The organism is Variovorax sp. J22P240 (assembly GCF_030316855.1).
Taxonomy (GTDB): domain Bacteria; phylum Pseudomonadota; class Gammaproteobacteria; order Burkholderiales; family Burkholderiaceae_C; genus Variovorax.
In genome coordinates, this window is record NZ_JASZYR010000005.1 from 231,746 (window position 1) to 258,333 (window position 26,588).

Consider the following 26,588-nt stretch of genomic DNA (forward strand, 5'->3'; position numbering starts at 1 on the left):
CATGACCCCCCGCAAGCTTCTCCCGCTGCTCGGCCTGCTGGCTGCCTTCGCGTGGGCCCAGTCGGGCGGCCTGTTGGACCCGGCACGCGGCCCGGTGCCGGTGCCCGACCCCACGGACCCGCCGCGCCTAGGCAACGCAATCAACGATGACGTGCGGCGCCCGCGCAACTACGACATGCAGCCGCCGACCATCCCGCACCGCGTCGACGGCTACCAGATCGACAAGAACTTCAACAAGTGCCTCGACTGCCATGCGCGCACCCGCACGGATTTCTCGCAGGCGATTCCCGTGAGCCCCACGCACTACATCGACCGCAGCGGCAAGGTCCTGCCGCAGATCTCGACGCGGAGGTATTTCTGCATGCAGTGCCACGTGGCGCAGGATCCGGTCCAGCCGCTGGTGGGCAACGACTTCGAGAATGCGGACACGGTCGCGAAGCGGGCCGCCGAGGCCGCTCAGGCCAACAAGAAGTAGCAGCGGGGACGCCACACCATGATGAACCTCCTGAAGCGCTACTGGGCCATCATCCGCAGGCCGAGCGTGCATTTCAGCCTTGGGTTCCTGACGCTGGGCGGCTTCATCGGCGGCATCATCTTCTGGGGCGCCTTCAACACGGCAATGGAATTCACCAACACCGAGAAGTTCTGCACCGGATGCCACGAGATGCGCGACAACGTGTTCGCCGAACTCAAGCCCACCATCCACTACACCAATCGCTCCGGCGTGCGCGCTATCTGTTCCGATTGCCATGTCCCGCACAACTGGACCGACAAGATGGCGCGCAAGATGCAGGCCTCCAAGGAGGTGTGGGGCAAGATTTTCGGCAGCATCTCGACGCAGGAGAAGTTTCGGGCGGAACGTCTTCGGCTGGCCCAGAACGAGTGGGCACGCTTCAAGGCCAACGACTCGCTCGAATGCCGCAATTGCCACAACTACGAATACATGGATTTCACGCGCCAGAGCGTGCGTGCGCAGAACATGCACATGACCTTCCTGGCGAACAAGGAGAAGACCTGCATCGACTGCCACAAGGGCATCGCCCACAGGCTGCCCCACATCCCGCCGGGCCAGGCGCCGACCGACACGCCGGGACAGGTCGTTCCCAAGGAAGGCGACGAAGCAATGGCGCCCGCCGGCGGGGCGCCGGGCGGCGCCAAAGCGGGTGGCTGAGGTCTTGCACGACGGTCTTTGCGTTCGCGACCTGGCATGCGCGCGCGGTGGACGGCGCGTGTTCGCCGGCGTCACATTCGACGCCGCCCCCGGCGACGTGGTGCAGGTGCGCGGATCGAACGGCAGCGGCAAGAGCAGCCTGCTGCGCTTGCTGTGCGGCCTGTTGCAACCGACCGGGGGCGACGTGCACTGGCGCAGCCGGCGCGTCGGCGCACATGACGCCGGCTTCGCCAGGGAGGTGGCCTACATGGGACACGCAGGCGGCATGAGCGGCGAACTCACGGTGCTCGAGAACCTGCGCTTCTCGCTGCACGTCGCCGGCAGCGCGAGCGGCGATGCGGCGTGCCGCGACGTGCTGCAGAAGCTGCAGCTCGCGGAACGCGAGGATGAGCGGCTGCGCCATCTCTCGCAGGGCCAGCAGCGTCGACTGAGCCTGGCGCGCGTGCTCCTGAGCCAACGACCGTTGTGGCTGCTCGACGAGCCCTGTGCGGGCCTGGACGCCGAAGGCGAAGAGAGCTTCGATGCTTACCTGGCCGATCACGTCCGCCGCGGCGGCATGGCCGTGGTAACGACCCATCGCGACATCGGCCATGACGGCCCTTGCGCGCGCACGCTGGACATGAACAGGCTGAGCGATGCTGACTGCCGCCCTACCGATCATCGGCCGTGAGGTCCGCACGGCGTCGCGCCGGCCGATGGACGCGCTCAGCGCGCTGCTGTTCTTCATCGTCGTGGGCAGTGTCTTCCCCCTGGCCGTCGGGCCCGATGCGGCGCTGCTGGCGGCCATCGGTCCCGGCGTCGTGTGGGTCGCGGCGCTGCTCGCGGTGATGATCTCGCTGCATCGGCTTTTTCTGCCCGACCTGGAGGACGGCGCGCTCGAACAGTTGCTGCTGTCGCCACGTTCGCTCACAGGCATCGTCTACGCCAAGGTCGCGGCGCATTGGCTCATCACCTGCCTGCCGCTGGTGGCCGTCGCGCCGCTGATGGGGCTGCAGTTCGGGCTGCCGGCGCAGGCGATTGGCGTGCTGCTGCTGTCGCTGCTGCTGGGCACGCCGACGCTGGTGCTGCTGGGCGCGCTCGGTGCCGCGCTCACACTCGGCCTGCGCGGGAATGTGCTGCTGGCGCTGATCGTGCTGCCGCTGTGCGTGCCGGTGTTGATCTTCGGCAGCGGCGCGGTGGTGGCAAGCAACCAGGGGCTGCCGGTGAACCCGCACCTGTCGCTCCTCGGCGCCTGCCTGCTGGTGGCGGCATGCCTGTGTCCCTGGGCAGTGGGCGCGGCCTTGCGCCTGGCGGTGGAATGAGCGGCGCCATGGACTCGCTTCGACGCATCGACCCTCACGCGCTGACGTCGACCCCAACCGATCGGCGCGGGCAGTGGCGGCAACTGGCATCGCCCACGGTGTTCCATGGCTGGGCCGGCCGCGTCGTGCCGTGGTTCGCGGCCCTGGCCGTCGCGCTGGCGGTGGCGGGTCTGGTGGTCGGCTTCCTCGTGGCGCCCACCGATCACCAGCAGGGCGAGGTCTACCGCATCATCTTCATCCACGTGCCGGCGGCGTGGATGTCGATGTTCATCTATCTCGTGGCGGCCTTCCATGCCGCGATGGGGCTCGCCTTCCACACGCGGCTTTCGGCGCTGATGGCGCGGGCGCTGGCGCCCACGGGCGCGCTGTTCACCGTCATCGCGCTGTGGACTGGCGCGGTGTGGGGCAAGCCGACCTGGGGCACCTGGTGGGTGTGGGATGCGCGGCTGACCTCCGAGCTGATCCTGCTCTTTCTCTACCTGGGCTATCTGGGCCTGGTGTCGGCCATCGACGATCCGCGCCGCGCGGATCGCGGCGGCGCGATCGTGTTGCTGGCCGGCGTGGTCAACGTGCCCATCATCTATTTCTCGGTGCAGTGGTGGAACACCCTGCACCAGGGCGCATCGATCAGCTTCACGGCCGCGCCCGCGATGGCGCACACCATGCTCGTGGGCATGCTGCTGATGGCGGGCGCCTGCTGGGCCTATTCGGTGGCGGTGGCGCTGGTGCGCGTGCGCTGCCTGATCGCGGAGCGCGACAACTTGGCGAGGCGGCGATGAGCAGCAGCGACGCGATCCTGTACATCCTCGCGGCCTACGGTGTCGCTGCGGCGCTGATCGCCGCCGAGGTTTGGACGCTCTTGCGCCGCAGTCACACGCAATCCCGCCTGTTGCCGCCGCCGGAGCCGCACGATGAAGCCTAGAACTCGGCGTTTGGCGATCATCGGCTCCGGGCTGCTGGCGTTCGGGCTCGCCGCGCTGCTGGTGCTGAACGCGCTGCGCTCGAACCTGGTCTTCTTCTTCAGCCCGAGCCAGGTCGCGGCCAGTGCCGCGCCGCGCAATGGCGCCTTCCGCATCGGCGGACTGGTGGAGACCGGCTCGGTGCAGCGGGGCCATGACGGCCTGACGGTCCGCTTTGTCGTGACCGACATGGCACAGCGTGTGCCGGTGAGCTACCGTGGCCTGTTGCCGGACCTGTTCCGCGAAGGCAAGGGCGTGGTGGTGGCAGGCCGATTGCTGCCCGACGGCTCCTTCGAGGCGACTCAGGTGCTGGCCAAGCATGACGAGAACTACATGCCGCCCGAAGCCGCCGCGGCCCTGGAGCAGGCGCGCCAGGCCCACACGGCGCCGACGCTGGAGGCCCCGCAGTGATCCCGGAGATCGGCGTCTTCAGCCTGGTACTCGCCTTGCTCGTGGCGGTGGTGCAGGGCAGCCTGCCGCTGGCGGGCGCGCACTGGGGCGTGACCGGCTGGATCCGGCTGGCGCGCCCGGCGGCGCTCGGCCAATTCATCTTCGCGGCCATCGCCTTCGCCTGCCTGGCGTGGAGCTTCCTGGACAACGACTTCTCCGTGCTCTACGTGGCGTCCAACTCGCATGCCGACCTGCCCGCCGCCTACCGGTTTGCAGCCGTGTGGGGCGGGCACGAAGGCTCGATGCTGTTGTGGCTGTGCCTGCTCAGCGCGTGGACCGTGGCGGTGGCGCTGTTCAGCCGGCAACTGCCCGAGGCCTACGTGGCGCGCGTGCTCGCGGTGATGGGGTGGCTCAGCGTGGGTTTCCTCCTGTTCCTGCTGTTCCTCTCGAATCCCTTCGCTCGCCTGATGCCGCCCGCGCTGGTGGGGCGCGACCTGAACCCGCTGCTGCAGGATCCGGGCATGGTGGTGCATCCGCCGGTCCTCTACATGGGCTACGTCGGGTTCTCGGTCGCCTTTGCCTTTGCCATCGCGGCGCTGCTGTCGGGCGAACTCAACGCAGCGTGGGCGCGCTGGTCGCGCCCCTGGACCGTGGCCGCCTGGATGTTCCTGACCCTGGGCATCCTGATGGGCAGCGCATGGGCCTACTACGTTCTCGGCTGGGGCGGCTGGTGGTTCTGGGACCCGGTGGAGAACGCCTCCTTCATGCCCTGGCTCGTGGGCACGGCGCTGATCCATTCGCTGGCGGTGACCGAGCAGCGTCATGCCTTTCGCAGCTGGACCGTGCTGCTCGCCATCTGCACCTTCTCGCTGAGCCTGCTGGGGACATTCCTCGTGCGCTCCGGCGTGCTGACCTCGGTGCATGCCTTCGCGGTCGATCCGGGGCGCGGGCTCTTCATCCTGGCCTTCATGGTCGCGGTGGTGGGCGGTTCGCTGCTGCTCTTCGGCGGGCGCGCGCCGCGCATCGGCCTGGGCGGGCGCTTCGGCCTGCTGTCGCGCGAGTCGCTGCTGCTGTCCAACAACGTGGTGCTGACGGTCGCGGCGATGTCGGTGCTCATCGGCACGCTCTATCCGTTGGCGCTCGACGTGCTGACGGGCCAGAAGATCTCCGTCGGGCCGCCGTACTTCGAGGCGGTGTTCGTGCCGATCATGGTGCCGGCGATCTTTCTCATGGGGGTGGGGCCGATTGCGCGCTGGAAGCACGCGCCGCTGCCCGAACTGGCGCGGCGCCTGCGTTGGGCCCTCGCTGCCAGTTGCGTGGCCGCGCTGTTGTTGCCCTTCACGCTGCCGGCCGGTCAGCGGGGCTGGCCGGCGATGTCGACCTTTGCGCTTCTGCTGGCGGCCTGGGCCGTGGCCAGCGCCGTGGCGCACGCCTGGCAGCGGTTGCGTGGCGCGTCCGGCGGGTGGCTCGAACGCGCGCGCCGCCAGCCGCGTGGCTGGTACGGCATGCTGGCCGCGCATGCGGGCATCGGCGTCTTCATCTTCGGCGCGACGATGGCCAACGGCTTCGAGAGCCGGCAGGAACTCAAGCTGAACCTGGGCGAGCAGGTTGCGGTGGCGGGCTTCGCGTTTCGTTTCGAAGGCATCGCGCCGGCGAGCGGGCCGAACTACGACGCGCAGCGCGCCACGGTGCAGGTCACACGCCACGGCCACTCGGTGGCGACGCTGCATCCAGAGAAGCGCGTCTACCGCGCCCAGCAAATGCCCTTGAGCCAGGCCGCCATCGACGTCGGCCTCACGCGCGATCTCTTCGTCGCGCTGGGTGAGCCGGCCGGCGACGCCGCGTGGACGATGCGCCTCCACGTCAAGCCCTTCATGGCGTGGATCTGGGCTGGCTGCCTGCTGATGGCCTTCGGGGGCTTGCTCGCGGCGACCGATCGCCGCTACCGCCTCGGCCTGGCCGCGCGCAAGGCCGCAGCGACCAGTGGCGCCGCGGCCGCGTTGCGGCCGCAGGAGGGCGCCTGATGCGATTCAAGCTGCCTTTCGCGATCTTCATCGTGCTGGCGATCCTGCTGGCGGTGGGCTTGCGTCGCGACCCGAAGCTGCTGCCTTCGGCGTTGATCGACAAGCCGGCGCCCGCCATCGACCTGCCGCTGCTGCATGACCCCCAGCAAAGGCTGAAAGTCGATGGCCTGCGCGGGCAGGTCTGGCTGCTGAACGTGTGGGCCTCATGGTGCGCGCCCTGCCGCGACGAGCTGCCGGTGCTGATGGAACTCGCCGGCAAGGACGGCGTGGTGCTCTACGGACTCAACTACAAGGACAAGAGCGACGCGGCGCGCACCTGGCTGCAGCGCTGGGGCAATCCCTATCGCGGGTCGGCGGTCGACAGTGACGGTCGCGTCGGCATCGACTACGGCGTGTACGGAGTGCCCGAGACCTTCGTGATCGATGGCGCTGGCCGCATTCGTTACAAGCATGCGGGTCCGATCAGCGCCGAACTCTGGCGCGAACGCCTGCTGCCGATCGTGCGGAGCCTGCAATGAGCCGATTTGCCTGCCTTCTCCTGCTCTGGGCATCGATGCACGGCGCGAACGCGGCCGGTGCGATCGAGGACAGGGAGGCGCGACTCTCGGCCAGCCTTCGCTGCATGGTGTGCCAGAACCAGACCTTGGCCGAATCGAACGCGCCGCTGGCCGCCGACATGCGCCAGCAGATCCGGGAGCAGCTCGGCCAGGGCCGCAGCGAGCAGCAGATCAGGGACTATTTCGAGGAACGCTACGGCGCCTTCGTGCGCTATGACCCGCCCTTCATGCCGTCGACCTGGCTGCTGTGGCTGGGGCCCTTCGTGCTGCTTGCGGTGGGCTTCGCCGCGCTGTGGCGCGTGGTGAGCCGGCACGGCCGCTCGGAGCCCGCGCCGCTGACGCCGGCCGAACGCGAAAGAGCGGACGCGCTCCTGAAAGGGGACGCACCGTGACGGTCCTGTGGCTGGTCGCCGTCGCGCTGCTGGTGCTGGCGCTGCTCTTCGTCGTTCCGCCGCTGCTCAGGGCATCGACAACGCGCCCGCTGGCGCAGCGCGATGCCGTGCGCAGGCTTCATGCGGAACAACTGGCCCGGATCGAGAGGGACTTCGAGTCTCATGCGCTGAGCGCGCATGACCGCGCGCAGGCCATCGACGAACTGCAGCGGCAAGTGCTCCACGAGGCATCGCCATCGGCACCGCGCGTCGGGCTCGCGTTCCGGCCGTGGATGGGGTGGGGCGTCGCAGGCATCCTGAGCGTCGGGCTGCCTGCCGCGGCGCTGCTGGTGTATCTGCAGGTCGGCAATCCGATGGCTGCCGCGAGCCAGATGCTGGCGGCCGAGCGCTCGGGCTCCCATGAGGGCGAGGGCGGCGAGGTCGAGGCCATGGTCGGCCGCCTGGCCGCGCGGCTGCGCACCCAGCCCGACGATGTGGAAGGCTGGATCGTGCTGGCACGCTCCTACGAGTACCTGCAACGCTACGACGATGCGGCGGTCGCCTACCAGAGGGCGATGGCGCTGGCGCCGAACCAGCCTCAGTTGCTGGCCGATTACGCGGACGCGCTGGCATCGGCCCGCGACGGCGACCTGGGCGGGCCGGCGCAGGCCGCCATCGATGCCGCGCTGGCCATCGATGCCGACCATCCGAAGGCGCTCGCGCTGGCCGGCATGGCCGCTTTCAAGCGCGGTGACCTCGCGCAGGCCCGGCAACGGTGGGAGCATGTGCTGGCCTTGCTGCCGCCGGACTCCGAGGCGGCCCAGAGGATCGGCGCCAATCTCGCTGAACTGGACGCGGCGAAACGGTCGGCAGCGCCGCGCGTCGAAGTGGCGGGCAAGCGCGTCGGCGGCACCGTGTCGATCGCCGCGGCATTGCAGGAAAAGACTGCACCGCAAGACACCGTGTTCGTGCTGGCCAAGTCCGCTGCCACCGGGCGCATGCCGGTCGCGGTGCTGCGCCTGCAAGTCAAGGATCTGCCTGCGAAGTTCGTGCTCGACGACACCCTGGCGATGTCGCCGGACTTCCCGATCTCGCGCTTCGACGTGGTGACGGTCGAGGTGCGCGTGACACGGTCGGGTCAGGCAGCGCCGCAGCCGGGTGACTTGACCGGTTCGGTGGCCGATGTGGCATTGGGGCAGGATGCCATCAAGCTGGAGGCGGACAAGGTGATGCGGTGAGGATCGGGGGACCGCCACGGCCAGGGCCGGGCGCCTACCGTGAAGGCGGCGCGGAAAGTGACAACACGTATCCGACGCGCGGGTCGCCGCGTCCTGACAGCACCTCTGCATACGCAACCTGCACTTCTGCGCCGCCGTCGTGGTGTTCGGCGCGCAGCCACGGCGCCTTGGCATCGGTCACGCGCGCGATGAAGGCGTGCCAGGCTTGCACCATGCGCTGCCCGAAAGCCTCGGCACCCCATTCGGAGGTGCGCTTCTTGATCTGGGCCGGCGCGAAGAACAGCGTCGCGCGCGGGCCGGGCAGGTCTTTGCCCGAGCCGCTGGCGGCCAGCTGGTCGACGTGCGTGCCGCCGATCGAGGCGCTGTGCTTGAGGTTCGTGAAGCGAGTATGGATCGCGCGGCGCAGCGCGCCGTTGCCGGCGAAGTCCACGTACACGCAGGGCTTGTCGGCCGGGAGTTGGCCGAGTTCCTCGTAGGCGAGCACGCGGCTGTAGCAGCCCAGGCTTTCGCAGAAGGCCTTGTTGGCGGCCGACGTGAGGCCGATCACTTCGATGCCCTCGCGCTGCGCCAGCTGGAAGGCGGTGCCGTAGGCCGTCTTGCTCGAAGCGCTCGACAGCAGCATCGCGCCGGGGCGCGCGCCGAAGAAGTCGTTGTCTTCGAGGAAGTCGTCGATCAGCCAAGAGGTGATGAACAGCGGCCGCAACAGCGCCTGGATGTCTTCGGTGTCCGTGGTGTAGAGCGGGTCGGATCGGCAGCGGAAGTACTGGTTGTAGACGGCTGGCAACGCAGCGCGATGGGCGGCGCCATCGGTGAAGCGCTCGGGCGACAGGCGCTCGGGCGTCAGCACGGCGGAGGAGGCCATGGGGAAGTAGCCGTAGAGTCGTTCGCCGACGGCAACGCCGGGGTGCAGCGAGTGAACCACCGCCCCGAAGCCCCACACCGGGATCGTGCCCCAGCCCTCTTCGCCGGTCGGGAAGAACTGCCAGTAGTTCATCGCGTCGCCGAAGGCGGCGTAGGTGATGTTGTTGGAAGTGAGCGCGAAGCTGTCGATGCGTACCCGGATCTGTCCGTCGGCGAGCCGTTGGTCCTCGGAAGTGCGCAAGCGAGTGGAAGAAAGGTCGTCCTTGCGGATCAGCAGGTCGGTCGTGCTCATGGTTTCTCCTTGTGCGTCCTGTGCGCTGCGATGACGCGGATGACCATAGCGCAGGCTTGCGTCGATTGCATGAAAAAGGCCCGGCAGCTCGTCGCGTAGGCGACGCCTGCCGGGCCTTGATCGAGCCCTGCGGACCGCGATCAGGCGATCGAGAGTTCGACCTCGACGTTGCCGCGCGTGGCGTTCGAGTAGGGGCACACCTGGTGAGCCGCTTCGACCAGCAGCTTCTTCTGCGCGTCGTCGAGCCCCGGCAGGGTGATCGCGAGCTTGACGGCGATGCCGTAGGCGGCGCCGGCGTCGATCGGGCCGAGCGAAACGCTGGCGTCGATGGCGACGTCCTCAGGCACCTTGACATTGATCTTGGGCGCCACGGCCCTCATCGCGCCGATGAAGCAGGCCGAATAGCCGACTGCAAACAGTTGCTCGGGGTTGGTGCCCGGCTTGCCGGACCCGGGCGAGCTGAGCTTGACGTCCAGCGAGCCGTCGCTGGTCTTGCCGGCGCCGTCGCGGCCGCCGATGGTGTGGGCTTGCGCGGTGTAGAGCACTTTGTCGAGTTTCTTGACCATGGTGGTTCCTTCGGTTGGTTGGAGAGCAAGGGTGCTTCGATGGATCGAAGCGGTAGAGAAAATCTAGGCGGCCCTGACGCGGTCCCGCAGGATCTGCACTTGCTGCGTGAGGGCCATCAGCTCGTCCACGGAGCATTGCGATGCGGCCAACAGGCAGGCCGGAACGCTGGCGGCGCGCGCCTTGAGCTTGCGGCCGGCGGCGGTGAGGCTGACGTGCACGCGGCGCTCGTCGCCGACATCGCGGATGCGGGCGACCAGGCCATTGGCTTCCAGCCGCTTCAGCAGTGGCGTCAGCGTGCCCGAATCGAGGAACAGCCGCTCGCCCAGCTCGGACACCATGAGGCCGTCGCGTTCCCACAGCACCAGCATCACGAGGTATTGCGGATAAGTGAGCTGGAGTTTGTCGAGTAGCGGCTTGTACCGCTTGGTCATGGCCAGCGATGCCGAATACACCGCGAAACAGAGCTGGTTGTCCAACTGCAGCATCTCGTCGACAGAAATGGCGGAAGGGGCTGGGTTGCGCATGACCTGAAGTATAGCTGGCAATTAAATTGTGTGCAATTTAGTTTGTAGCCGGATGTTCCGGATGCGGCGTTGCCGCCGCGCCTCGGATTGTCAACGACCGCTGAAGCGAGCAGGCCGCCGCTCGACGAAGGAGCGCACGCCTTCGGCCGCATCCTCGCTGTTGGCAAGACGCTGCTGCACGGGGATGAATTCCTCCACCGCCGCAAGCGGGCCGTGTTCGATCGCTTTCATCACGTTGAGGCGGGTCGCAACTACCGCCAACGGCGCCTGCGCAGCGATGCGTTGCGCAATGCGCAAGGCTTCGTCGAGTTCCTGCCCGGCCGGCACGACCTTCTGCACGAAGTTCAGGCGGAAGGCTTCTGCGCTGTCGAATTCGTCGGCCGTCAGCAGGTGCAGCATGGCGTTGCCCAGTCCCGCGCGCTCGGCCATGCGCAGCGTGGCGCCGCCCGTGGCCATGATCCCGCGCTGGACTTCCATCTGCGAGAAGCGGCAGTTGTCGGCGGCGACCACGATGTCCGCGCCGAGCATGAGTTCGATGCCCACCGTAAAGCAGATCCCCTTGACCGCGACCACCATCGGCTTGGTGCGGCGACGGTAGCCGGGCAGGCCGAAATCGTGCGGCTCGACGAGCCCTTGGGGAATCGCCTTCTCGCCGCGCTTCATGAACTCGGCCACTGCGGGCAGGTCGAGCCCCGCCGTGAAGTGATCGCCGAAGGCATGCAGCACGCCGACGCGCAGCGCCGGGTCGTCGTCGAGCCGCGTGTAGGCCTCGGCGAGCTGCTTGAACATGGCTGGCGTCCAGCCATTGCGCTTGGCCGGGCGGTTGATGCCGATCAGCAGCACATGGTCGAGCGCCTGCGTGTCGATGCAGCCCTCGGGTGGCGGGGTGGTGGGCGTGGCAGTCATCGCGGCTCCGTGGTCAGTACGTGTACACGCCGCGGCCGGTCTTGCGCCCGAGCTGGCCCGCCGCGACCATCTCCTTGAGCAGAGGGCAGGGGCGGTACTTGGAATCGCCGAACTGCTCCAGGTACACCTCCATCACGGCCAGGCAGACGTCGAGCCCGATCATGTCGGCGAGCGCCAGCGGGCCGATCGGCTGGTTGCAGCCGAGCTTCATTCCGGCGTCGATGTCCTCCGCCGTCGCGAGGCCCTCGGCCAGCACGAAGAAGGCCTCGTTGATCATCGGCACCAGGATGCGGTTGACCACGAAGCCCGGCGCGTTCTTCACGGTGATCGGCGACTTGCCCAGCTTCACTGCGAGTTCCTTCACCGCGTCGTGCGTCGCATCGCTGGTGAGGTAGCCGCGGATGATCTCGACCAGCGCCATCATCGGCACGGGGTTGAAGAAGTGCATGCCGATGAACCGGTCGGCGCGCGAGGTGGCGGCCGCGAGCTGGGTGATCGAGATCGACGAGGTGTTCGACGCGACGATCACTTCCGGTGCGAGGATCGCGTCCACTTGCTTGAGGATCTTGAGCTTGAGTTCGTGGTTCTCGGTGGCGGCCTCGATGACCAGTTGCGCGGCCTTCAGGTCGTCGTAGTGGGTCGAGCCCTTGATGAGCGCGAGCGCCGCGTCCTTCTGGGCGGTCGTGAGCTTCTCCTTCTTGATGAGCCTGTCGAGGCTGCCCGCCACCGTGGCGATGCCCTTGTCGACCGCCGCTTGCGCGATGTCGACCATGACGACATTCACGCCCGCCACGGCGCAAGCCTGTGCGATGCCGTTGCCCATCGTTCCCGCACCGATGATGCCGACCGTCTGGATAGCCATGAGAAATGCTCCTTGAACTGAAAATGAAAGGGGAGGGAAGACGCCGCTGCCGCGGCGATCCGTGCCCGTCATTGTGAAACAGCGGCCGATAGGCACCGTTGCCGCGTGTGACAACGCGGGTGATTTAAAGTGCCGCGTTCAGATTCCCCAGCCACGGACCCGCACCATGACCACCCTCGGCACCCCCCTTTCTCCCTCAGCCACCCGCGTGATGCTGCTGGGCTCCGGCGAGCTCGGCAAGGAAGTGCTGATCGCACTCCAGCGCCTGGGCGTGGAGACCATCGCCGTCGACCGATACGAGAACGCCCCCGGCCAGCAGGTGGCGCACCACGCGCGCACCATCACGATGAGCGACCCCGCGCAACTCCAGGCGCTGATCGAGGCCGAGAAGCCGCACCTCGTCGTCCCCGAGATCGAGGCCATCGCCACGCCCATGCTGCAGCAACTCGAAGATGCCGGCGTGGTGCGCGTGATCCCGACCGCTCGTGCGGCGCGCTTGACGATGGACCGCGAAGGCATCCGCCGCCTCGCCGCCGAGACACTGGGCGTGCCGACCAGCCCCTACAAGTTTTGCGATTCGCTGGCCGAGTTGCAGGCGGCGATCGACGCGGGCATCGGCTACCCCTGCATCGTCAAGCCCGTGATGAGCAGCTCCGGCAAGGGCCAGAGCAAGATCGACGGCCCGGCCGACGTGCAAAAAGCGTGGGACTACGCCATGGCCGGCGGCCGCGTGAGTCATGGCCGGGTGATCGTCGAAGGCTTCATCGACTTCGACTACGAGATCACGCTGCTGACCGTGCGCGCACTCGACGGTGCCGGCGCGGTGCAGACGCACTTTTGCGACCCGATCGGCCACGTGCAGGTCAGCGGCGACTATGTCGAGAGCTGGCAGCCGCATCCCATGGCGCCGGCCGCGCTCCAGAAGGCGCAGCAGATCGCGCAGGCCGTGACGGCGGACCTCGGCGGCCAGGGCCTCTTTGGCGTCGAACTGTTCGTCAAGGGCGATCAGGTCTGGTTCAGCGAGGTGAGCCCGCGACCGCACGACACCGGCATGGTGACCATGGCGACGCAATGGCAGAACGAGTTCGAGCTCCATGCCCGCGCCATCCTCGGCCTGCCGGTCGACACCGCGCTCAAGAGCCCGGGCGCCAGCGCCGTCATTTACGGCGGCGTGGACGCCACCGGCATCGCCTTCGACGGCGTGGCGGAAGCGCTGGCGGTGCCGGGCACCGACGTGCGGCTCTTCGGCAAGCCGGAGAGCTTCGTCAAGCGCCGCATGGGCGTGGCGCTGGCGCATGCCGACGACATCGACACCGCGCGCCGCAACGCCAAGGAAGCGGCGTCGCGGGTCAAGCCTCGCAAGCCCTGATCCCTCATCACTCACCCGGAGCGTTCCATGCTGCATCCTCAAGCCCAGGCCTTCATTGACCTTCTCGTCCAGCGCGGCGTGCCGCCGACCCACACGCTCACGTATGCCGACGCCCGCAAGTTCTATCGCGAGCGGCGCGCCATCACGCAGCCGGACCCGGGCGAAGTGGCAGAGGTGCGCGAGCTGGTCGCCGAAGGACCGCATGGCGCCATCCCGATGCGGCTCTACCGGCCGCTGGGCTCGGACGCCGGGCAAGTGCTGCCGGTGCTCGTCTACTACCACGGTGGCGGCTGGACCATCGGCGACCTGGACACGCACGACACGCTGTGCCGCGAGCTTTCCAATCTCTCGGGCTGCGCCGTTGTGGCGGTGGACTACCGCATGGGCCCGGAGCATCGCTTCCCCGCGGCCGTGGACGACGTGCTCGCGGCCACACGCTGGGTGCGCAAGGAAGCTGCCGCGCTCGGCGTGGACCCGAGCCGGCTGGCCGTCGGTGGTGACAGCGCGGGCGGCAACCTCGCTGCCGTGGTCGCCCTGGACGCGCGCGATGCCGGCGACCTGCCGATCGCCTTCCAGCTCTTGATCTATCCCGCGACCGACATGCGCCGACTGCACCCGTCGCACACGACCAACGGGCAGGGCTATGTGCTGACGAGCGACACGATCACGTACTTCCATGACCACTACATTACCGACGCGGCGCACGACCTCGACTGGCGCGCGTCGCCGCTGTTGCACAAGAACCTCGCTGGCCTGCCGCCCGCACTGGTACTGACCGCCGGCTACGACCCGCTGCGCGACGAGGGACTCGACTACGCGCGTGCGTTGACCGAAGCGGGCAACCGCGCGACCTACGTCTGCTTCGAGCGCCAGATCCACGGCTTCATCACCATGGGCCGGCTGCTCGACGAGGCCAACGCCGCCGTCGGGCTGTGCGCCGGCGAGCTGCGGCGCGCACTGATGCCGCGCGCCTAGGGTAAGTCCTCGCGCAAACGGCGTCGCCACGCCGGATTGCGCCGCTACGATCCTTCGAACCGACGGCGGCCATGGGCCCATCGTCGCAGTGCGGAGGAAAGGGCAACCTGGTGACCAGACAACCGACAGACGCGGCGCGCAGCAACCAGGGCGAGCGCCTCATGTGGATCACGACGCAGCGCGTGTTCTATGCAGGGCTTCTCGGTGCGGCGTCGGAACGCAGTCTCGGCGGGCATGGTGTCTACGTGTCGCCGACGGGCGCCCCGCTGCGCATCCGAATCGGAGGCAGTGCCTGGCAGAGTGGCGAACTGCTGGTGGTGCCGCCCCAAGTGCCGCACCAGGTCGCGACCGATCATCGACTGATCCTCAATCTCCTCGTCGAATCGGAATCGGTCGACCCGGCGCTGCTGCCGGGCTTTCTCCAGCACTGCGGGCCGGTCGATGCGCCGCTGTTCGTCCGCCGCGTTCGCGACGCGCATGCACGCCTGCTGGAAGCCTCCGGCCGGGAGAGCTTCGACGGCTTCGACTTCGACACGCTCTTCTTCGGCCATCCGCTGGCGCCGCGCGCGCTCGATGCGCGCATCCGCGCCGTGGTGGACCGCATCAATGCCGACCCGGCCGCACCCACCTCGGCCGAGGAATGCGCAGCGGCGGTCAAGCTGTCCTTCTCCCGCTTCCTGCATCTGTTCAAGCAGGAAACCGGCGTGCCGTTCCGCGCCTTCCGCGCCTGGAAGCGAGCACGCAGCCTGCTGCGCCATGTGCGGCAGACCGCCACCCTCACCGACATCGCGCTCGACACCGGCTATCCGGATTCGACCCACTTCAGCCATTCGATCCGCCAGGTCTACGGCCTGCGACCCAGCGACATCCTCGCCGGCTCGCGGCGGCTTGCGGTGCACCAATGACGCGCATGTCCGCGCCACGCCGGATGCGGGTCAACCCTCTGCGCGACGCGTGGTGCTCACCGCTATAAACCGCGAAACCCGAACGAGACCCCTTTGCAAATCCTCCAGCTCCTGCTCTCTGGCATCGCGCAAGGCTGCATCTATGGCCTGATCGCACTGGGGTTCGTGCTCATCTACAAGGCCACCGAGACGGTGAGCTTCGCGCAGGGCGAACTGATGATGCTCGGTGCCTTCTGCGCCTTCGCGGGTATGACGCTGTTCGGCCTGCCGTTCTGGCTGGCGGCATTGCTGGCAGTCGCTGCCATGGTCGCCTTCGGCGTGCTGCTGGAACTGGTCGTGATCCGGCCGATCCTCGGGCAGCCGCAGTTCTCGATCGTGATGCTGACCATCGGCATCGGCTACGTGGCGCGTGGCCTGATCACGATGATCCCCGCCATCGGCACCGAGACGCATGCGCTGCCGGTGCCTTACAAGGACCAGATCTGGAAGGTGGGCGAGCTGGTCGTCAACGTCGAGCAGATGGCGATCATCGGGGCCACGGCGGTGCTGTGCGGACTGCTGTTCGCGATGTTCCGCTACAGCAAGCTCGGCATCGCGATGCAGGCTTCGTCGCAGAACCAATTGGCTGCGTACTACATGGGCATCCCGGTGAAGCGGCTCAACGGCCTGGTGTGGGGCCTGGCGGCGGCGGTCGCGGCCATCGCCGGCATGTTGCTGGCGCCGATCACCTTCGTGCACGCGAACATGGGTTTTATCGGGCTCAAGGCCTTCCCTGCGGCGGTCGTGGGCGGGTTCGGCAGCCTGCCGGGCGCGATCGTCGGCGGGCTGGTGATCGGCATCGTCGAATCCTTCGCGGGCTTCTATCTGCCGGACGGCTTCAAAGACACGGCCCCCTACATCGTGGTGCTGGTGATGCTGATGGTGAAGCCCAACGGCCTCTTCGGCGAGAAGCTGCGAAAAAAAGTCTAGAGATGAAGCTCTCCCCCAGGCTCGCGCACTTCGTGTCGCTCTCCACCCCCTCTCCGGGGGCAACCCCGGCGGCCCGGCAAAGCCGGTTCCGCGGGGTTCTTGGCCTTGGCTGCTTTGGCTTGCTGCGCTGCGGGTCACGCAACGGCATGCCGGAAAACTGACATGCGCTATACCTTCAAGACCAGCTACACGCAGGACATCGACCTCGCCAAGCACGGCGGTCATGTCTTCTGGTACAGCCTGCTCGGCGCGGCGCTGATCGTGGCGCCGTGGGCGCTGCCGGAGTACTGGCTCGCGCAACTGACCTTCGTGCTGATCTACGGCATCGTCGGGCTCGGGCTGATGCTGCTGGCCGGCTTCACGGGCCAGTTCTCGATCGGGCATGCGGCCTTCCTGGGCACTGGGGCCTACACGCAGGCGGTGCTGAACAACTTGGGCGTGCCATTCCCACTGGCGCTGGTGGCGGCTGCGGCGTTGTCGGCCGCGGTAGGTGTGGTGGTCGCGTTACCGGCCTTGCGGGTGAAGGGCATCTACCTGGGCATCGCGACGCTGGCCTTCGGCTTCATTGTGGAGGAGGTGTTCGCGCGCTGGGAGAGCGTGACGGGCGGCAACTCGGGCTTGCACGTGAAGTCGCCCAAGCTGCTGGGGATCGACTTGGGGTCGAGCGAGAGCTTCTACCTCGTGTGCCTGCTGGTCGCGGTGCTTTGCACGCTGGCGATCCTGAACCTCCTGCGTTCGCCCACCGGGCGCGCCTTCGTCGCCATCCGCGATTCGGAGATTTCGGCGCAGAGCATGGGCATTCATCTGGCGCGCTACAAGACGATGTCGTTCGCGATCTCGGCGGCACTCGCGGGCCTGGGCGGCGCGCTGTATGCCCACAAGCTGAGCTTCATTTCGCCGGATCAGTTCAACATTCTCCAGTCGATCGATTTGCTGCTGCTGGTGGTGATCGGCGGGCTGGGTTCGGTGCACGGCGCGTTCCTCGGCGCAATCTTCCTGATCGCGATGCCGCAGTTGATTGCGCTGGGGAAGGATTGGCTGCCTCCGGTCGTGGGGCAGGCGCCGGGCTTGCAGGGGCTGGTCTATGGGCTGGTACTGATCGCGTTCGTGTTGTTCGAGCCGCTCGGGCTCTATGGGCGATGGCTCAAGGTGCGCACGTGGCTTCAGTTGTTCCCGTTCTATCGCAAGGGCCTGTTCAAGCGCCAGAAGTCCTTCACCAAGTCGGATCGCCTGAGATGAGTTCCAGCGACGTTCTTCTCTCCGCCAACGACCTGAGCGTGCGCTTCGGTGGCGTGCTTGCGGTCAACAAGGTGAGCTTCGATGTGCGGCGCGGCGAGGTGTTCACGCTGATCGGCCCGAACGGTGCGGGCAAGACGACGGTGTTCAACCTGATCAGCCGCATCTACACGCCGACCACGGGCGACATCGTCTGGCGCGGCGAGGACAAGCCGATCGCGCTGACGCAGCAGGCGCCGCACGAGATTGCGGCGCTGGGCATTGCGCGAACGTTCCAGAACATCGAGTTGTTCGAGCACGCGACGGTGCTGCACAACCTGTTGATCGGCCGGCATACGCATCGCAAGACGGGCTTCTGGAGCGAGGTGTTCTTCACGCCTGCTACGCGCCGCGCGGAGATCGAGGCCCGCGAGAAGGCGGAGCAGGTGATCGACCGGCTGGACCTGCAGCATCACCGCGATTCGATGGTGGCGGGGTTGCCTTACGGCGTGCGCAAGGTGGTCGAGTTGGCGCGTGCGTTGTGCACAGAGCCGAAGCTGTTGCTGCTCGATGAACCATCCTCGGGGCTCAACGTCGAGGAGACGGCGGACATGGCGTTCTGGATTCAGGACATCCAGCATGAGTTGGGCATCTCCGTGCTGATGGTGGAGCACGACATGTCGCTTGTTTCCAAGGTGTCTGACCGCGTGTTGGCGATGAACATGGGGGAGGCGCTGGCGACCGGGACACCGCGAGAGGTTCAGTCGGATTCGCGTGTGATCGAGGCTTATCTGGGGACTGTGGATGACGTGAGTAGTTTGCGGAGGGCTGCCGCATGAGCGACATCGTCCTGCAACTGCTCAACGTAGAAAGCGCCTACGGCCCCATCAAGGCCATCCGAGGCGTCAGTCTCAAAGTGCGCGCGGGAGAGATAGCCACGGTCCTGGGCTCCAACGGCGCAGGCAAGACCACCATCCTTAAAACGATCTCCGGAATCATCGACCCCCGGAAAGGCAGCATCGAATTCCAGGGCCAGAACATCACCGCCAAGGACCCAGCGTTCATCGTCCAGCAGGGCCTGAGCCATGTTCCCGAAGGCCGCGAAGTGTTCCCGTTGCTGTCGGTGCGGGACAACCTCCTGATGGGCGCCTACACCCGCAAGGACCGCGACGGCGTGGCCCGCGACATCGAGACGGTCTACACCTACTTCCCCATTCTGAAAGAGCGCGCCACGCAGGACGCCGGCCTGCTCTCTGGCGGGCAACAGCAGATGCTCGCCATCTCGCGCGCCATCATGGCCGCGCCGCATCTCATCCTGCTCGACGAGCCCAGCCTCGGACTCTCTCCCAAGCTCACCAAGGAGATCTTCGAGATCGTCGTGCGCATCAACCGCGAGCGCGGCACCACCATCCTGCTGGTCGAACAGAACGCGAACATGGCACTCAACGCCTCCGACTACGGCTACGTGCTCGAGAACGGCCGCATCGTCATGGAAGACACCTGCGATCGCCTGCGCGAGAAAGAAGACATCAAGGAGTTCTATCTCGGCCTCAAGGACGACGGCGTGCGCGGCGAGCGGCGCTGGAAGAAGAAGAAGACCTGGAGATGAAGAACAACGCCATGCGAACAAAGGCACCGGCCGGCCTCTGGGACCTGGACCACCTCCAGCCCCGGCAGAACATCGCGGTCCCCGGCGACACCATTCCCGCCATGTTCTGGAACGCGGCCCGCCTGCGCGCCGACAAGGTCTGGATGCGCCAGAAGAAGCTTGGCATCTGGCGCAGCTGGACCTGGCAGCAGACTGCCGACGCCGTTCGCGAGATCGCCGGCGGCCTGATGGCCATCGGCTTTGCACCCGGCGAGTGCGCCTCCATCCTGTCGAACACTGTCGTCGAATGGGTGCTGTCCGACGTTGCGGTGCTCAGCTGCGGCGGCGTGTCCAACGGCATCTATCCCACCGATGCCGCTTCGCAGGTGCATTACCTGTGCGAAGACTCGCGCACGACCGTGCTCTTCGTCGAGGACGACGAGCAGCTCGACAAGGCGCTCGAAGTGCGCGGCAGCCTGCCGCTGCTGCGCAAGGTCATCGTGTTCGACATGGAAGGCCTGCGCGACCTGCGCGAGACCGATGTGATGAGCCTCGACGCGCTGCGCGCAATGGGCCGCGACTACCTGCAAACCCATTCGCACGAACTGGAGCAGCGCGTCGCCGGCTGCCGCCCCGAGGACCTCGCCATCCTGGTCTACACCTCCGGCACCACCGGCAAGCCCAAGGGTGCGATGCACAGCCATCGCGGGCTGATCTACACCGCGCGCGGCTACAACACCCTGATCGCACAGGACGAGCACGACGAGCGCATGTGTTTCCTGCCGCTGTGCCATATCGCCGAGCGCATGGGCGGCGAGTATTTCTCGATGTACACGGGCTCGGTCCTCAACTTCGTCGAGAACCCCGAGACTGTGCCGGAGAACGTGCGCGAAATCGCCCCCACCGTCTTCACTGCCGTGCCGCGCGTGTGGGAGAAGTTCTACTCGGGCGTGATGATCGCGCTCAAGGAGGCGAGCGCGTTGCAGCAAGCGGCCTACGGCTGGAGCATCGGCGTGGGCACCGTCATCGCCGACCGCGTGCTTGCTGGCGAGCCGGTCGACGGGATGCTGCGCTTCAAGTTCCGCATTGCTCGCTGGCTCGCGCTGGACAACGTGCGCAAGCTGATCGGCATCCACCGTGCGCGCTTTCTGGTGACCGGGGCCGCGCCCATCTCGCCCGATCTGGTGCGCTGGTATCTCGCGCTGGGCGTGCCGATGCTGGAGGTCTGGGGCATGACCGAATCGTGCGGCGCCTCCACCGGAGTGCCCGCGACGCGCATCAAGCCTGGTGCCATCGGACCGGCCGCGGGCTACAACGAAGTGCGCATCGACCCGGCCACCGGCGAGATCCTGGTGCGCGGCACCAACGTGTTCATGGGCTACCTCAACCTGCCCGAGAAGACCGCCGAGACCCTCGACGCCGACGGCTGGCTGCACACCGGTGACGTCGGCACGGTCGACCAGGACGGGTATTTCCGCATTACCGACCGGATGAAGGACATCATCATCACGGCAGGCGGCAAGAACATCACCCCGAGCGAGCTGGAGAACGAACTCAAGTTCAGCCCCTACATCACGGACGCGGTGGTGATCGGCGATGCCAAGCCCTACCTGACGGTGATCGTCATGATCGACCAGGAGAACGTCGAGAAATTCGCGCAGGACCACGACGTGCCGTTCAGCAACTACCAGAGCCTGACGCGCGCGCAGGAGGTGCAGGACCTGATCCAGGCCGAGGTCGACCGCGTCAACGCGAAGTTCGCTCGCGTCGAGCAGATCAAGAAGTTCTTCCTGCTCGAAACCCAGCTCAGCGCCGAGGACGAAGAACTCACGCCCACGATGAAGCTCAAGCGCAAGCTGGTCCAGACCAAGTACGCGGAGCGCATCGAGGCCATGTATGCCTGATTTTTTTCCAACCTAGAGGAGACAGCGGTTATGAAGATCAAGTCACTCATCCCCCTCGCCGCGGCGAGCGGCCTGGCGCTGGCTTCCGGGCTGGCCGGCGCGCAGCAACAAGGCGTGAGCAAGGACGAGATCCGGATCGGCACGATCCAGGATCTCTCCGGACCGCTCGCGGGCTTCGGCAAGCAGTCGCGCAACGGCATGCAACTGGCGGTGGACGAACTCAACGAGCAGGGCAGCGTCAACGGTCGCAAGCTCAAGCTCTTCGTGGAGGACTCGGGCTACGACCCCAAGAAGGCAGTCCTGGCGGCCCAGAAGCTGGTCAACCAGGACAAGATCTTCATCATGGCAGGCCACATCGGCACGGCTCAGAACATGGCGGCCATGCCGGTGCAGTTCGAGAAGAACGTCGTCAACTTCTTCCCGATCACCGCCGCGCGCGAAATGTACGAGCCGCTCAACCGGCTCAAGTACTCGTTTGCAGCGACCTACTATGACCAGATCCGCCTGGCGCTGCCCAAGATGATCAAGGAGAAGGGCGCCAAGAAGGTCTGCACGATCTACCAGGACGACGAGTTCGGCCTCGAGGTGCAGCGCGGCGCAGAAGCGGGTCTGAAGACCGCGGGCCTGGAGCTCACGGAGAAGACCTCCTTCAAGCGCGGCGCAACCGACTTCTCATCGCAGGTGGCGAAGATGAAGGCCGCCAACTGCGACCTCGTGGTGCTCGGCACCATCATCCGCGAGACCATCGGCACAGTCGGCGAAGCGCGCAAGACGGGCTTTAACCCGACCTTCCTGGGTTCGAGCGCGGCCTACACCGACCTGATCCACAAGCTCGGCGGCAAGCCGATGGATGGCATCTACGCCACCATGACCGTGCAGAACCCGTACACCGACGAGCAGTCGCAGCCGCTGCGCTTCTGGGCCAACAAGTACAAGACCAAGTTCAATGAAGACCCGACGGTGTTCTCGGTGTACGGCTACATGATCGTGCAGAGCTTCATCCAGGCGGCGAACAAGGCTGGGCCCAACCTGAACACGGATAGCTTCATCAAGGCCATGGACAGCAGCACGTTCGAGCCAGACATGTTCGGCGCGCCGAAGATGACCTTCACTGCAACGAAGCGGCTGGGCAACGAGCAATCTCGGCTGTCGCAGATCGTGGACGGCAAGTGGAAGGTGGTGTCCGACTACGTCGCGCCCTGACTGTTGTTCGCCCCCAATACCTGCGGACCGGCGGAGCCGGATCCGCGGTATTCCTGGCGAACAAGAAAGCCGCCCTCGGGCGGCTTTTCTTGCTTTGGCCTGCACGGTGGGCGTCAGTCCTCGACGAAAGCCTCTTCGCGTTTGGCTTTGATCGAGGGCAGCAGCACGATGCCCAGCAGCAGGCACGCCGCTACCAGCAACCCTGCCGACAGCGGCCGCGTCACGAACACGCTCCACGTGCCGCGCGACAGCAGCAGCGCACGCCGCAGGTTCTCTTCCATCATCGGCCCCAGGATGAAGCCCAGCAGCAGTGGCGCAGGCTCGGTTCGCAGCTTGATGAAGAGATAGCCGACGAAGCCAAAGGCCGCGACCATCCAGATGTCGAAGGTGTTGTTGTTGGTCGAGTACACCCCGATCGCGCAAAACAGCACGATGGCCGGGAACAGGAACTTGTACGGCACCGTCAACAGCTTGATCCACATGCCGATCAGTGGCAGGTTCAGGATGATGAGCATCGCGTTGCCGATCCACATCGAGGCGATCAGGCCCCAGAAGAGTTCGGGGTTGCTGGTCATCACCTGCGGGCCGGGCTGGATGTTGTGGATGGTCATCGCACCCACCATCAGCGCCATCACCGCGTTGGGCGGAATGCCCAGCGTCAGCAGCGGGATGAAGGAGGTCTGCGCACCGGCGTTGTTGGCCGACTCGGGCGATGCCACGCCTCGGATGTTGCCCTTGCCGAAGGCCACTTCGCCGGGCTTCATGCGGATCTTCTTTTCCAGCGCGTAGGCCGCGAACGAAGCCAGCAGCGCGCCGCCGCCGGGCAGGATGCCGAGCGCGGAGCCCAGGGTGGTACCGCGCAACACGGCAGGCGCCATGTTCTTGAAGTCGTTCTTGGTGGGCCACAGGCCTTTCACCTCGGAAGTGAACACTTCGCGCTCTTCATCCGGCTGCGAGAGGTTGCCGATGATTTCGCCGTAGCCGAACACGCCCATGGCGATCACCACGAAGCCGATGCCGTCGGTGAGTTCGGGAATGTCGAAGCTGAATCGCGCGACGCCCGAGTTCACATCGGTGCCGACGATGCCGAGCAGCAGGCCCAGCACGATCATCGAGACCGCCTTGAGCAGCGAGCCCGAGGCCAGCACCACGGCGCCGATCAGGCCCAGCACCATCAGCGAAAAATACTCGGCCGGGCCGAACTTGAAGGCCAGTTCGGTCAGCGGCGGTGCGAAAGCCGCCAAGATCAGCGTACCGACGCAGCCCGCGAAGAACGAGCCCAGGCCGGCAGCCGCCAGCGCGGGGCCCGCACGGCCCTGCCGCGCCATCTGGTAGCCGTCGATGCACGTCACCACCGAGGACGATTCCCCCGGCAGGTTGACCAGGATCGCGGTGGTGGAGCCGCCGTACTGCGCGCCGTAGTAGATGCCGGCCAACATGATCAGCGCCGATACGGGCGGCAGCGCATAGGTGGCGGGCAGCAGCATCGCGATGGTCGCGACGGGCCCGATGCCCGGCAGCACGCCGATCAGCGTGCCCAGAATGCAGCCGACCAGGCAGTACAGCAGGTTGGTGAGTGTGAAGGCGACGCCGAAGCCGGTCGCCAGGTTGTGAATCAGATCCATGAAGGTCTCCTCAGCCCGAAATGAAGGTGGGCCAGACCTGGATCTGCAACTTGAGCGCCCAGATGAACGCCACGTAACTGCCCGCTGCCAGGATGGTCGAGAGAACCAGCACGTCGCGCAGCTTGAAATGCTCGCCCGCGAGGCTGGAGATGATGGTGAGCGCGTAGATCGCGATGATCATGCCCATCGCCGGGACGCCGATGCTGGGCAGGCCGCCGAGCAGCACGCCGAAGGCCAGGTTGGCGCCGATGACGAAGAACAGCGGCTTCCAGGCCCACTTGCCGATCGGGTCGCCATCGGCCGTCTCGACCACCAGTGACTGAAACATCACCGCGGCGCCCAGGATCGCCAGCAGGATCCCCAGCATGAGCGGAAAGTAGCCGGGCCCCATGCGGGCCCCGTCGCCGATGTTGTAGGTGGTGGCGCCGATGGCAAAGGCGCCCCCCACCGCTGTGAACATGACTCCTGAAAAGAAGTCAGCCTGACTCTTGATACGCATTGTCTCGACCCTCGTTGATGAGCCTTCGAGGGTCGTCGTCCGCGCCTGACTGTTCGCTGACCGATGCTGTACGGACTTCCACGTACGGGGATGCGGCGCCCCAATGAAAAAGGCTCCCGAAGGAGCCTTTTTGCCGTGTGTGCTGACGAGGGCTTAGTAGCCGCCGCGGCCACCGCCGCCGCCGCCGTAGCCGCCACCGCCGCTGCGGTTGCCGCCACCGTAGCCGCCGCCGCCGCCACCACCACCACCGCCGTAACCACCGCCGCCGCTGCGGCCACCGCCGCCGCCGCCGAAGCCGCCGGGCGAACGGGGCTCCATCGGGCGGGCTTCATTGACGGTCAGGCTGCGGCCGTCGAGTGCTTGGCCATTCAGACCTTCGATGGCGGCCAGCGCTTCCGCGTCGGTGCCCATTTCGACAAAGCCGAAGCCCTTGGAGCGACCGCTGTCGCGTTCCATCATGACCTTGGCACTGGCGACCGAACCGTACTGGCCGAAGGCCTGTTCGAGATCGTTGTCGCGGATGGAGTAGGCGAGGTTGCCTACGTAAAGTTTCTTGCCCATGGAGGGACTCCTAATCAAACCTAACAGACAAAGCGATGGAGTCCCAGAATCACAACAAACTAAACAGGCGCTGTGGCGCGAAACTGACCGATCACCCGGATCACGCGCGGGCAGCAATGTGGCCGCGACGTCCCAGCATTTTCCTTCACTATCGAACTTTTGGGTGAAATGCTTTTTATTTTTGAACCTATTTGTATCCGGGTGAACCGTATTTGCGACGTATTCGCGGTTCAGGCCCTATTTCTGAGTGGATTCAGCAGCGCCTTGAGACCGTTGTGGTCGATTTCATGCATCAGGGCGAGCAAACGGCCGATTTCTCCTGCGGGAAAACCCTCGCGCGCGAACCAGGTCAGGTAGTTTCCGGGCAGGTCGGCGATGACCCGGCCCTTGTATTTTCCAAAGGGCATCTCCAGGGACACCAGGCGTTCGAGGTCATCGGCGTTCATGGTGGCTATGCTCCTTCATCTCTGCGACTCTCGCTTTTTTCCATTCATCGGCTCGATTCGGGCCCGCCTGTTCATGCCATTCCAATCCCTGGGACTCGATCCTGCCCTGGTGCGCGCCGCCACTGACAAGGGCTACGTCGCGCCCACGGCCATCCAGCTCGAAGCCATCCCGGCGATCCTGCAAGGGCGCGACGTGCTGGGCGCCGCCCAGACCGGTTCCGGCAAGACGGCGGCATTTTCGCTGCCCCTGCTGCAGCGGCTGGCACGTGAGCCGCGCCAATCGCCGCGGCGCCTGCATGCGCTGATTCTCGTGCCCACGCGCGAGCTGGCTGCGCAGGTGGGCGAGTCGATGCGCGGCCTGGCGCAGCATCTGCCCGTGCCGGTGAAGATCGCCGTCGCGTTCGGCGGCGTCTCCATCAACCCGCAAATGATGGCGCTGCGCGGCGGTGCCGACGTGATGATCGCCACGCCCGGCCGGCTGCTGGACCTGATCGATCATCGCGCTCTGCGGCTGTCCACCGTGTCGATGCTGGTGCTGGACGAGGCCGATCGCCTCTTCGATCTCGGCTTTGCGGAAGAACTCGGGCGCATCCTGGCGTTGCTGCCGAAGCAGCGGCAGAACCTGATGTTCTCCGCCACGTTCCCGCAGGCGATCCAGTCGCTGGCGGACGGTCTGCTCAGGGACCCGGTGCGCGTCGAAGTGCAGTCCGAAGCGGCGGAGGAGCCCGCGATCCTGCAGCGCGCGATCGAGGTCGATGCCGAGCGGCGCACCCAGCTGCTGCGTCAACTGGTCAAGGACAGCGCGTGGACCCGCGTGCTGGTGTTCGTCGCCACCAAGCACGCCTCGGAGATCGTGGCCGACAAGCTGCGCAAGGCCGGCATCGAGGCCGAGCCCTTCCACGGCCTGCTCAGCCAGGGCAAGCGCACACAGGTGCTTGCGGACTTCAAGGCCTCCAGGGTGCAGGTGGTCGTCGCGACTGATCTTGCCGCGCGCGGGATCGACGTCGCTCAACTGCCCGTGGTGGTGAACTACGACCTGCCGCGTTCGGCTGTCGACTACGTGCACCGCATCGGTCGCACCGGCCGCGCGGGCGAAAGCGGACTGGCCGTGAGCTTCGTCAGCGCGGCCTCGGAAGCGCACTTCAGGCTCATCGAGAAGCGCCAGGGCCTCAACGTGCCGCGCGAGCGGGTGGCGGGCTTCGAGCCCGTGGAAACCGCGGTGCCCGCACCGGCAGGCACTGGCGGCATCAAGGGCAAGCGCCCGAGCAAGAAGGACAAACTGCGCGCCGCGGCGCGCTGAGCGCCC

30 protein-coding genes are annotated in these 26,588 nt (G+C 66.6%); 21 read left to right on the top strand and 9 right to left on the bottom strand.

All coding sequences use genetic code 11. The features are described from left to right. Position 1: 1 nt before the first annotated feature. The 11 genes from QTI24_RS15980 to ccmI are packed head-to-tail and all read left to right on the top strand — an operon-like array spanning position 2 to position 8,011. On the top strand, positions 2-475 hold the full coding sequence (locus QTI24_RS15980) for a nitrate reductase cytochrome c-type subunit (RefSeq protein WP_286601695.1): 474 nt from the start codon (positions 2-4) through the stop codon (positions 473-475). 18 nt (positions 476-493) lie between these two features. Continuing rightward, positions 494-1,171: a cytochrome c3 family protein gene (locus tag QTI24_RS15985; protein WP_286601696.1), complete on the top strand. Its 678-nt coding sequence runs from the start codon at positions 494-496 to the stop codon at positions 1,169-1,171. Between the two features lie 4 nt (positions 1,172-1,175). Beyond that, positions 1,176-1,841, top strand: a complete 666-nt coding sequence (gene ccmA, locus QTI24_RS15990; protein WP_286601697.1) for a cytochrome c biogenesis heme-transporting ATPase CcmA — start codon at positions 1,176-1,178, stop codon at positions 1,839-1,841. After that, entirely contained in the window at positions 1,807-2,472 is a 666-nt protein-coding gene (ccmB, locus tag QTI24_RS15995) for a heme exporter protein CcmB (protein ID WP_503011264.1), read from the top strand. The genes ccmA and ccmB overlap by 35 nt, the downstream gene beginning before the upstream one ends. Before the next feature lie 8 nt (positions 2,473-2,480). Next, positions 2,481-3,251 (top strand): heme ABC transporter permease CcmC, encoded by a 771-nt coding sequence (gene ccmC / locus QTI24_RS16000; RefSeq protein ID WP_286601698.1) that lies wholly within the window; start codon positions 2,481-2,483, stop codon positions 3,249-3,251. Continuing rightward, positions 3,248-3,394 carry a hypothetical protein gene (locus QTI24_RS16005; RefSeq protein ID WP_286601699.1) on the top strand — a complete coding sequence of 49 codons (147 nt, stop codon included), beginning with the start codon at positions 3,248-3,250 and terminating at the stop codon, positions 3,392-3,394. Before ccmC ends, QTI24_RS16005 begins: the two co-directional genes overlap by 4 nt. Next, positions 3,384-3,842: a cytochrome c maturation protein CcmE gene (ccmE, locus tag QTI24_RS16010; RefSeq protein ID WP_286601701.1), complete on the top strand. Its 459-nt coding sequence runs from the start codon at positions 3,384-3,386 to the stop codon at positions 3,840-3,842. The genes QTI24_RS16005 and ccmE overlap by 11 nt, the downstream gene beginning before the upstream one ends. Further along, the gene (locus QTI24_RS16015; RefSeq protein ID WP_286601702.1) at positions 3,839-5,845 is read left to right on the top strand and encodes a heme lyase CcmF/NrfE family subunit; all 2,007 of its coding nucleotides are present in this window, start codon (positions 3,839-3,841) and stop codon (positions 5,843-5,845) included. The genes ccmE and QTI24_RS16015 overlap by 4 nt, the downstream gene beginning before the upstream one ends. After that, positions 5,842-6,363 carry a DsbE family thiol:disulfide interchange protein gene (locus QTI24_RS16020; RefSeq protein WP_286601946.1) on the top strand — a complete coding sequence of 174 codons (522 nt, stop codon included), beginning with the start codon at positions 5,842-5,844 and terminating at the stop codon, positions 6,361-6,363. Before QTI24_RS16015 ends, QTI24_RS16020 begins: the two co-directional genes overlap by 4 nt. After that, positions 6,360-6,794 carry a cytochrome c-type biogenesis protein gene (locus tag QTI24_RS16025; RefSeq protein ID WP_286601703.1) on the top strand — a complete coding sequence of 145 codons (435 nt, stop codon included), beginning with the start codon at positions 6,360-6,362 and terminating at the stop codon, positions 6,792-6,794. The genes QTI24_RS16020 and QTI24_RS16025 overlap by 4 nt, the downstream gene beginning before the upstream one ends. Next, positions 6,791-8,011 carry a c-type cytochrome biogenesis protein CcmI gene (ccmI, locus tag QTI24_RS16030; RefSeq protein ID WP_286601704.1) on the top strand — a complete coding sequence of 407 codons (1,221 nt, stop codon included), beginning with the start codon at positions 6,791-6,793 and terminating at the stop codon, positions 8,009-8,011. The genes QTI24_RS16025 and ccmI overlap by 4 nt, the downstream gene beginning before the upstream one ends. A 34-nt stretch (positions 8,012-8,045) precedes the next feature. On the opposite strand, the gene QTI24_RS16035 is transcribed toward ccmI, so the two are convergent. From QTI24_RS16035 to QTI24_RS16055, 5 genes are all read right to left on the bottom strand, one after another. Then, the gene (locus QTI24_RS16035) at positions 8,046-9,164 is read right to left on the bottom strand and encodes a DUF2855 family protein (protein ID WP_286601705.1); all 1,119 of its coding nucleotides are present in this window, start codon (positions 9,162-9,164) and stop codon (positions 8,046-8,048) included. Positions 9,165-9,304: 140 nt separating this feature from the next. Further along, positions 9,305-9,730 carry an organic hydroperoxide resistance protein gene (locus tag QTI24_RS16040; RefSeq protein WP_286601707.1) on the bottom strand — a complete coding sequence of 142 codons (426 nt, stop codon included), beginning with the start codon at positions 9,728-9,730 and terminating at the stop codon, positions 9,305-9,307. Between the two features lie 63 nt (positions 9,731-9,793). Then, on the bottom strand, positions 9,794-10,255 hold the full coding sequence (locus tag QTI24_RS16045; RefSeq protein WP_286601709.1) for a MarR family winged helix-turn-helix transcriptional regulator: 462 nt from the start codon (positions 10,253-10,255) through the stop codon (positions 9,794-9,796). Positions 10,256-10,345: 90 nt separating this feature from the next. Next, positions 10,346-11,161: a crotonase/enoyl-CoA hydratase family protein gene (locus QTI24_RS16050; protein WP_286601710.1), complete on the bottom strand. Its 816-nt coding sequence runs from the start codon at positions 11,159-11,161 to the stop codon at positions 10,346-10,348. Between the two features lie 13 nt (positions 11,162-11,174). Next, on the bottom strand, positions 11,175-12,023 hold the full coding sequence (locus tag QTI24_RS16055) for a 3-hydroxybutyryl-CoA dehydrogenase (RefSeq protein WP_286601711.1): 849 nt from the start codon (positions 12,021-12,023) through the stop codon (positions 11,175-11,177). Positions 12,024-12,189: 166 nt separating this feature from the next. On the opposite strand from QTI24_RS16055, the gene purT reads away from it, so the two are divergent. The 9 genes from purT (at position 12,190) to QTI24_RS16100 (ending at position 22,151) form a co-directional block, all read left to right on the top strand. Beyond that, on the top strand, positions 12,190-13,392 hold the full coding sequence (purT, locus tag QTI24_RS16060) for a formate-dependent phosphoribosylglycinamide formyltransferase (protein WP_286601713.1): 1,203 nt from the start codon (positions 12,190-12,192) through the stop codon (positions 13,390-13,392). A gap of 27 nt (positions 13,393-13,419) precedes the next feature. Further along, a complete protein-coding gene (gene lipP1 / locus QTI24_RS16065) occupies positions 13,420-14,367 on the top strand; it encodes a LipP1 family hormone-sensitive lipase (protein WP_286601714.1) in 948 nt (315 codons plus the stop codon). Positions 14,368-14,528: 161 nt separating this feature from the next. After that, the gene (locus QTI24_RS16070) at positions 14,529-15,272 is read left to right on the top strand and encodes an AraC family transcriptional regulator (RefSeq protein WP_503011270.1); all 744 of its coding nucleotides are present in this window, start codon (positions 14,529-14,531) and stop codon (positions 15,270-15,272) included. 93 nt (positions 15,273-15,365) lie between these two features. After that, complete coding sequence (locus QTI24_RS16075; RefSeq protein WP_286601717.1) at positions 15,366-16,241, top strand: branched-chain amino acid ABC transporter permease; 876 nt, start codon at positions 15,366-15,368, stop codon at positions 16,239-16,241. A gap of 162 nt (positions 16,242-16,403) precedes the next feature. Further along, complete coding sequence (locus QTI24_RS16080) at positions 16,404-17,480, top strand: branched-chain amino acid ABC transporter permease (RefSeq protein WP_286601718.1); 1,077 nt, start codon at positions 16,404-16,406, stop codon at positions 17,478-17,480. Then, positions 17,477-18,295 (top strand): ABC transporter ATP-binding protein, encoded by an 819-nt coding sequence (locus QTI24_RS16085; protein ID WP_286601720.1) that lies wholly within the window; start codon positions 17,477-17,479, stop codon positions 18,293-18,295. Before QTI24_RS16080 ends, QTI24_RS16085 begins: the two co-directional genes overlap by 4 nt. Then, on the top strand, positions 18,292-19,065 hold the full coding sequence (locus tag QTI24_RS16090; RefSeq protein WP_286601722.1) for an ABC transporter ATP-binding protein: 774 nt from the start codon (positions 18,292-18,294) through the stop codon (positions 19,063-19,065). Before QTI24_RS16085 ends, QTI24_RS16090 begins: the two co-directional genes overlap by 4 nt. Further along, positions 19,062-20,948, top strand: a complete 1,887-nt coding sequence (locus tag QTI24_RS16095) for an AMP-dependent synthetase/ligase (protein WP_286601723.1) — start codon at positions 19,062-19,064, stop codon at positions 20,946-20,948. The genes QTI24_RS16090 and QTI24_RS16095 overlap by 4 nt, the downstream gene beginning before the upstream one ends. Positions 20,949-20,978: 30 nt before the next feature. Beyond that, entirely contained in the window at positions 20,979-22,151 is a 1,173-nt protein-coding gene (locus tag QTI24_RS16100) for an ABC transporter substrate-binding protein (protein ID WP_286601724.1), read from the top strand. A gap of 113 nt (positions 22,152-22,264) precedes the next feature. Here QTI24_RS16100 and QTI24_RS16105 read toward each other — a convergent pair whose 3' ends face one another. The 4 genes from QTI24_RS16105 to QTI24_RS16120 all read right to left on the bottom strand — a co-directional run bounded on the left by QTI24_RS16105 (position 22,265) and on the right by QTI24_RS16120 (position 25,282). Then, positions 22,265-23,776 (bottom strand): tripartite tricarboxylate transporter permease, encoded by a 1,512-nt coding sequence (locus tag QTI24_RS16105; protein WP_286601725.1) that lies wholly within the window; start codon positions 23,774-23,776, stop codon positions 22,265-22,267. Between the two features lie 10 nt (positions 23,777-23,786). Next, positions 23,787-24,275 (bottom strand): tripartite tricarboxylate transporter TctB family protein, encoded by a 489-nt coding sequence (locus QTI24_RS16110; protein ID WP_286601726.1) that lies wholly within the window; start codon positions 24,273-24,275, stop codon positions 23,787-23,789. A gap of 153 nt (positions 24,276-24,428) precedes the next feature. Beyond that, positions 24,429-24,836, bottom strand: coding sequence for an RNA-binding regulator (gene rbp, locus QTI24_RS16115; protein ID WP_286601727.1), 408 nt, complete (start codon positions 24,834-24,836; stop codon positions 24,429-24,431). A gap of 230 nt (positions 24,837-25,066) precedes the next feature. After that, the gene (locus tag QTI24_RS16120) at positions 25,067-25,282 is read right to left on the bottom strand and encodes a DUF3820 family protein (RefSeq protein WP_286601728.1); all 216 of its coding nucleotides are present in this window, start codon (positions 25,280-25,282) and stop codon (positions 25,067-25,069) included. Positions 25,283-25,355: 73 nt separating this feature from the next. Here QTI24_RS16120 and QTI24_RS16125 point away from each other — a divergent pair, with 73 nt between their 5' ends. After that, positions 25,356-26,582, top strand: coding sequence for a DEAD/DEAH box helicase (locus tag QTI24_RS16125; protein WP_286601729.1), 1,227 nt, complete (start codon positions 25,356-25,358; stop codon positions 26,580-26,582). The last annotated feature ends 6 nt before the right edge of the window (positions 26,583-26,588 follow it).

Excerpts from the sequence above, each read along its gene's own strand:
- QTI24_RS15980 (WP_286601695.1), top strand. The coding sequence starts at position 2 with ATGACCCCCCGCAAGCTTCTCCCGCTGCTCGGCCTGCTGGCTGCCTTC.
- QTI24_RS15985 (WP_286601696.1), top strand. The coding sequence starts at position 494 with ATGATGAACCTCCTGAAGCGCTACTGGGCCATCATCCGCAGGCCGAGC.
- ccmB (WP_503011264.1), top strand. The coding sequence starts at position 1,807 with ATGCTGACTGCCGCCCTACCGATCATCGGCCGTGAGGTCCGCACGGCG.
- ccmC (WP_286601698.1), top strand. The coding sequence starts at position 2,481 with ATGGACTCGCTTCGACGCATCGACCCTCACGCGCTGACGTCGACCCCA.
- QTI24_RS16005 (WP_286601699.1), top strand. The coding sequence starts at position 3,248 with ATGAGCAGCAGCGACGCGATCCTGTACATCCTCGCGGCCTACGGTGTC.
- ccmE (WP_286601701.1), top strand. The coding sequence starts at position 3,384 with ATGAAGCCTAGAACTCGGCGTTTGGCGATCATCGGCTCCGGGCTGCTG.
- QTI24_RS16025 (WP_286601703.1), top strand. The coding sequence starts at position 6,360 with ATGAGCCGATTTGCCTGCCTTCTCCTGCTCTGGGCATCGATGCACGGC.
- QTI24_RS16035 (WP_286601705.1), bottom strand. The coding sequence starts at position 9,164 with ATGAGCACGACCGACCTGCTGATCCGCAAGGACGACCTTTCTTCCACT.
- QTI24_RS16040 (WP_286601707.1), bottom strand. The coding sequence starts at position 9,730 with ATGGTCAAGAAACTCGACAAAGTGCTCTACACCGCGCAAGCCCACACC.
- QTI24_RS16045 (WP_286601709.1), bottom strand. The coding sequence starts at position 10,255 with ATGCGCAACCCAGCCCCTTCCGCCATTTCTGTCGACGAGATGCTGCAG.
- QTI24_RS16050 (WP_286601710.1), bottom strand. The coding sequence starts at position 11,161 with ATGACTGCCACGCCCACCACCCCGCCACCCGAGGGCTGCATCGACACG.
- QTI24_RS16055 (WP_286601711.1), bottom strand. The coding sequence starts at position 12,023 with ATGGCTATCCAGACGGTCGGCATCATCGGTGCGGGAACGATGGGCAAC.
- purT (WP_286601713.1), top strand. The coding sequence starts at position 12,190 with ATGACCACCCTCGGCACCCCCCTTTCTCCCTCAGCCACCCGCGTGATG.
- lipP1 (WP_286601714.1), top strand. The coding sequence starts at position 13,420 with ATGCTGCATCCTCAAGCCCAGGCCTTCATTGACCTTCTCGTCCAGCGC.
- QTI24_RS16070 (WP_503011270.1), top strand. The coding sequence starts at position 14,529 with ATGTGGATCACGACGCAGCGCGTGTTCTATGCAGGGCTTCTCGGTGCG.
- QTI24_RS16080 (WP_286601718.1), top strand. The coding sequence starts at position 16,404 with ATGCGCTATACCTTCAAGACCAGCTACACGCAGGACATCGACCTCGCC.
- QTI24_RS16085 (WP_286601720.1), top strand. The coding sequence starts at position 17,477 with ATGAGTTCCAGCGACGTTCTTCTCTCCGCCAACGACCTGAGCGTGCGC.
- QTI24_RS16090 (WP_286601722.1), top strand. The coding sequence starts at position 18,292 with ATGAGCGACATCGTCCTGCAACTGCTCAACGTAGAAAGCGCCTACGGC.
- QTI24_RS16095 (WP_286601723.1), top strand. The coding sequence starts at position 19,062 with ATGAAGAACAACGCCATGCGAACAAAGGCACCGGCCGGCCTCTGGGAC.
- QTI24_RS16100 (WP_286601724.1), top strand. The coding sequence starts at position 20,979 with ATGAAGATCAAGTCACTCATCCCCCTCGCCGCGGCGAGCGGCCTGGCG.
- QTI24_RS16105 (WP_286601725.1), bottom strand. The coding sequence starts at position 23,776 with ATGGATCTGATTCACAACCTGGCGACCGGCTTCGGCGTCGCCTTCACA.
- QTI24_RS16110 (WP_286601726.1), bottom strand. The coding sequence starts at position 24,275 with ATGCGTATCAAGAGTCAGGCTGACTTCTTTTCAGGAGTCATGTTCACA.
- rbp (WP_286601727.1), bottom strand. The coding sequence starts at position 24,836 with ATGGGCAAGAAACTTTACGTAGGCAACCTCGCCTACTCCATCCGCGAC.
- QTI24_RS16120 (WP_286601728.1), bottom strand. The coding sequence starts at position 25,282 with ATGAACGCCGATGACCTCGAACGCCTGGTGTCCCTGGAGATGCCCTTT.
- QTI24_RS16125 (WP_286601729.1), top strand. The coding sequence starts at position 25,356 with ATGCCATTCCAATCCCTGGGACTCGATCCTGCCCTGGTGCGCGCCGCC.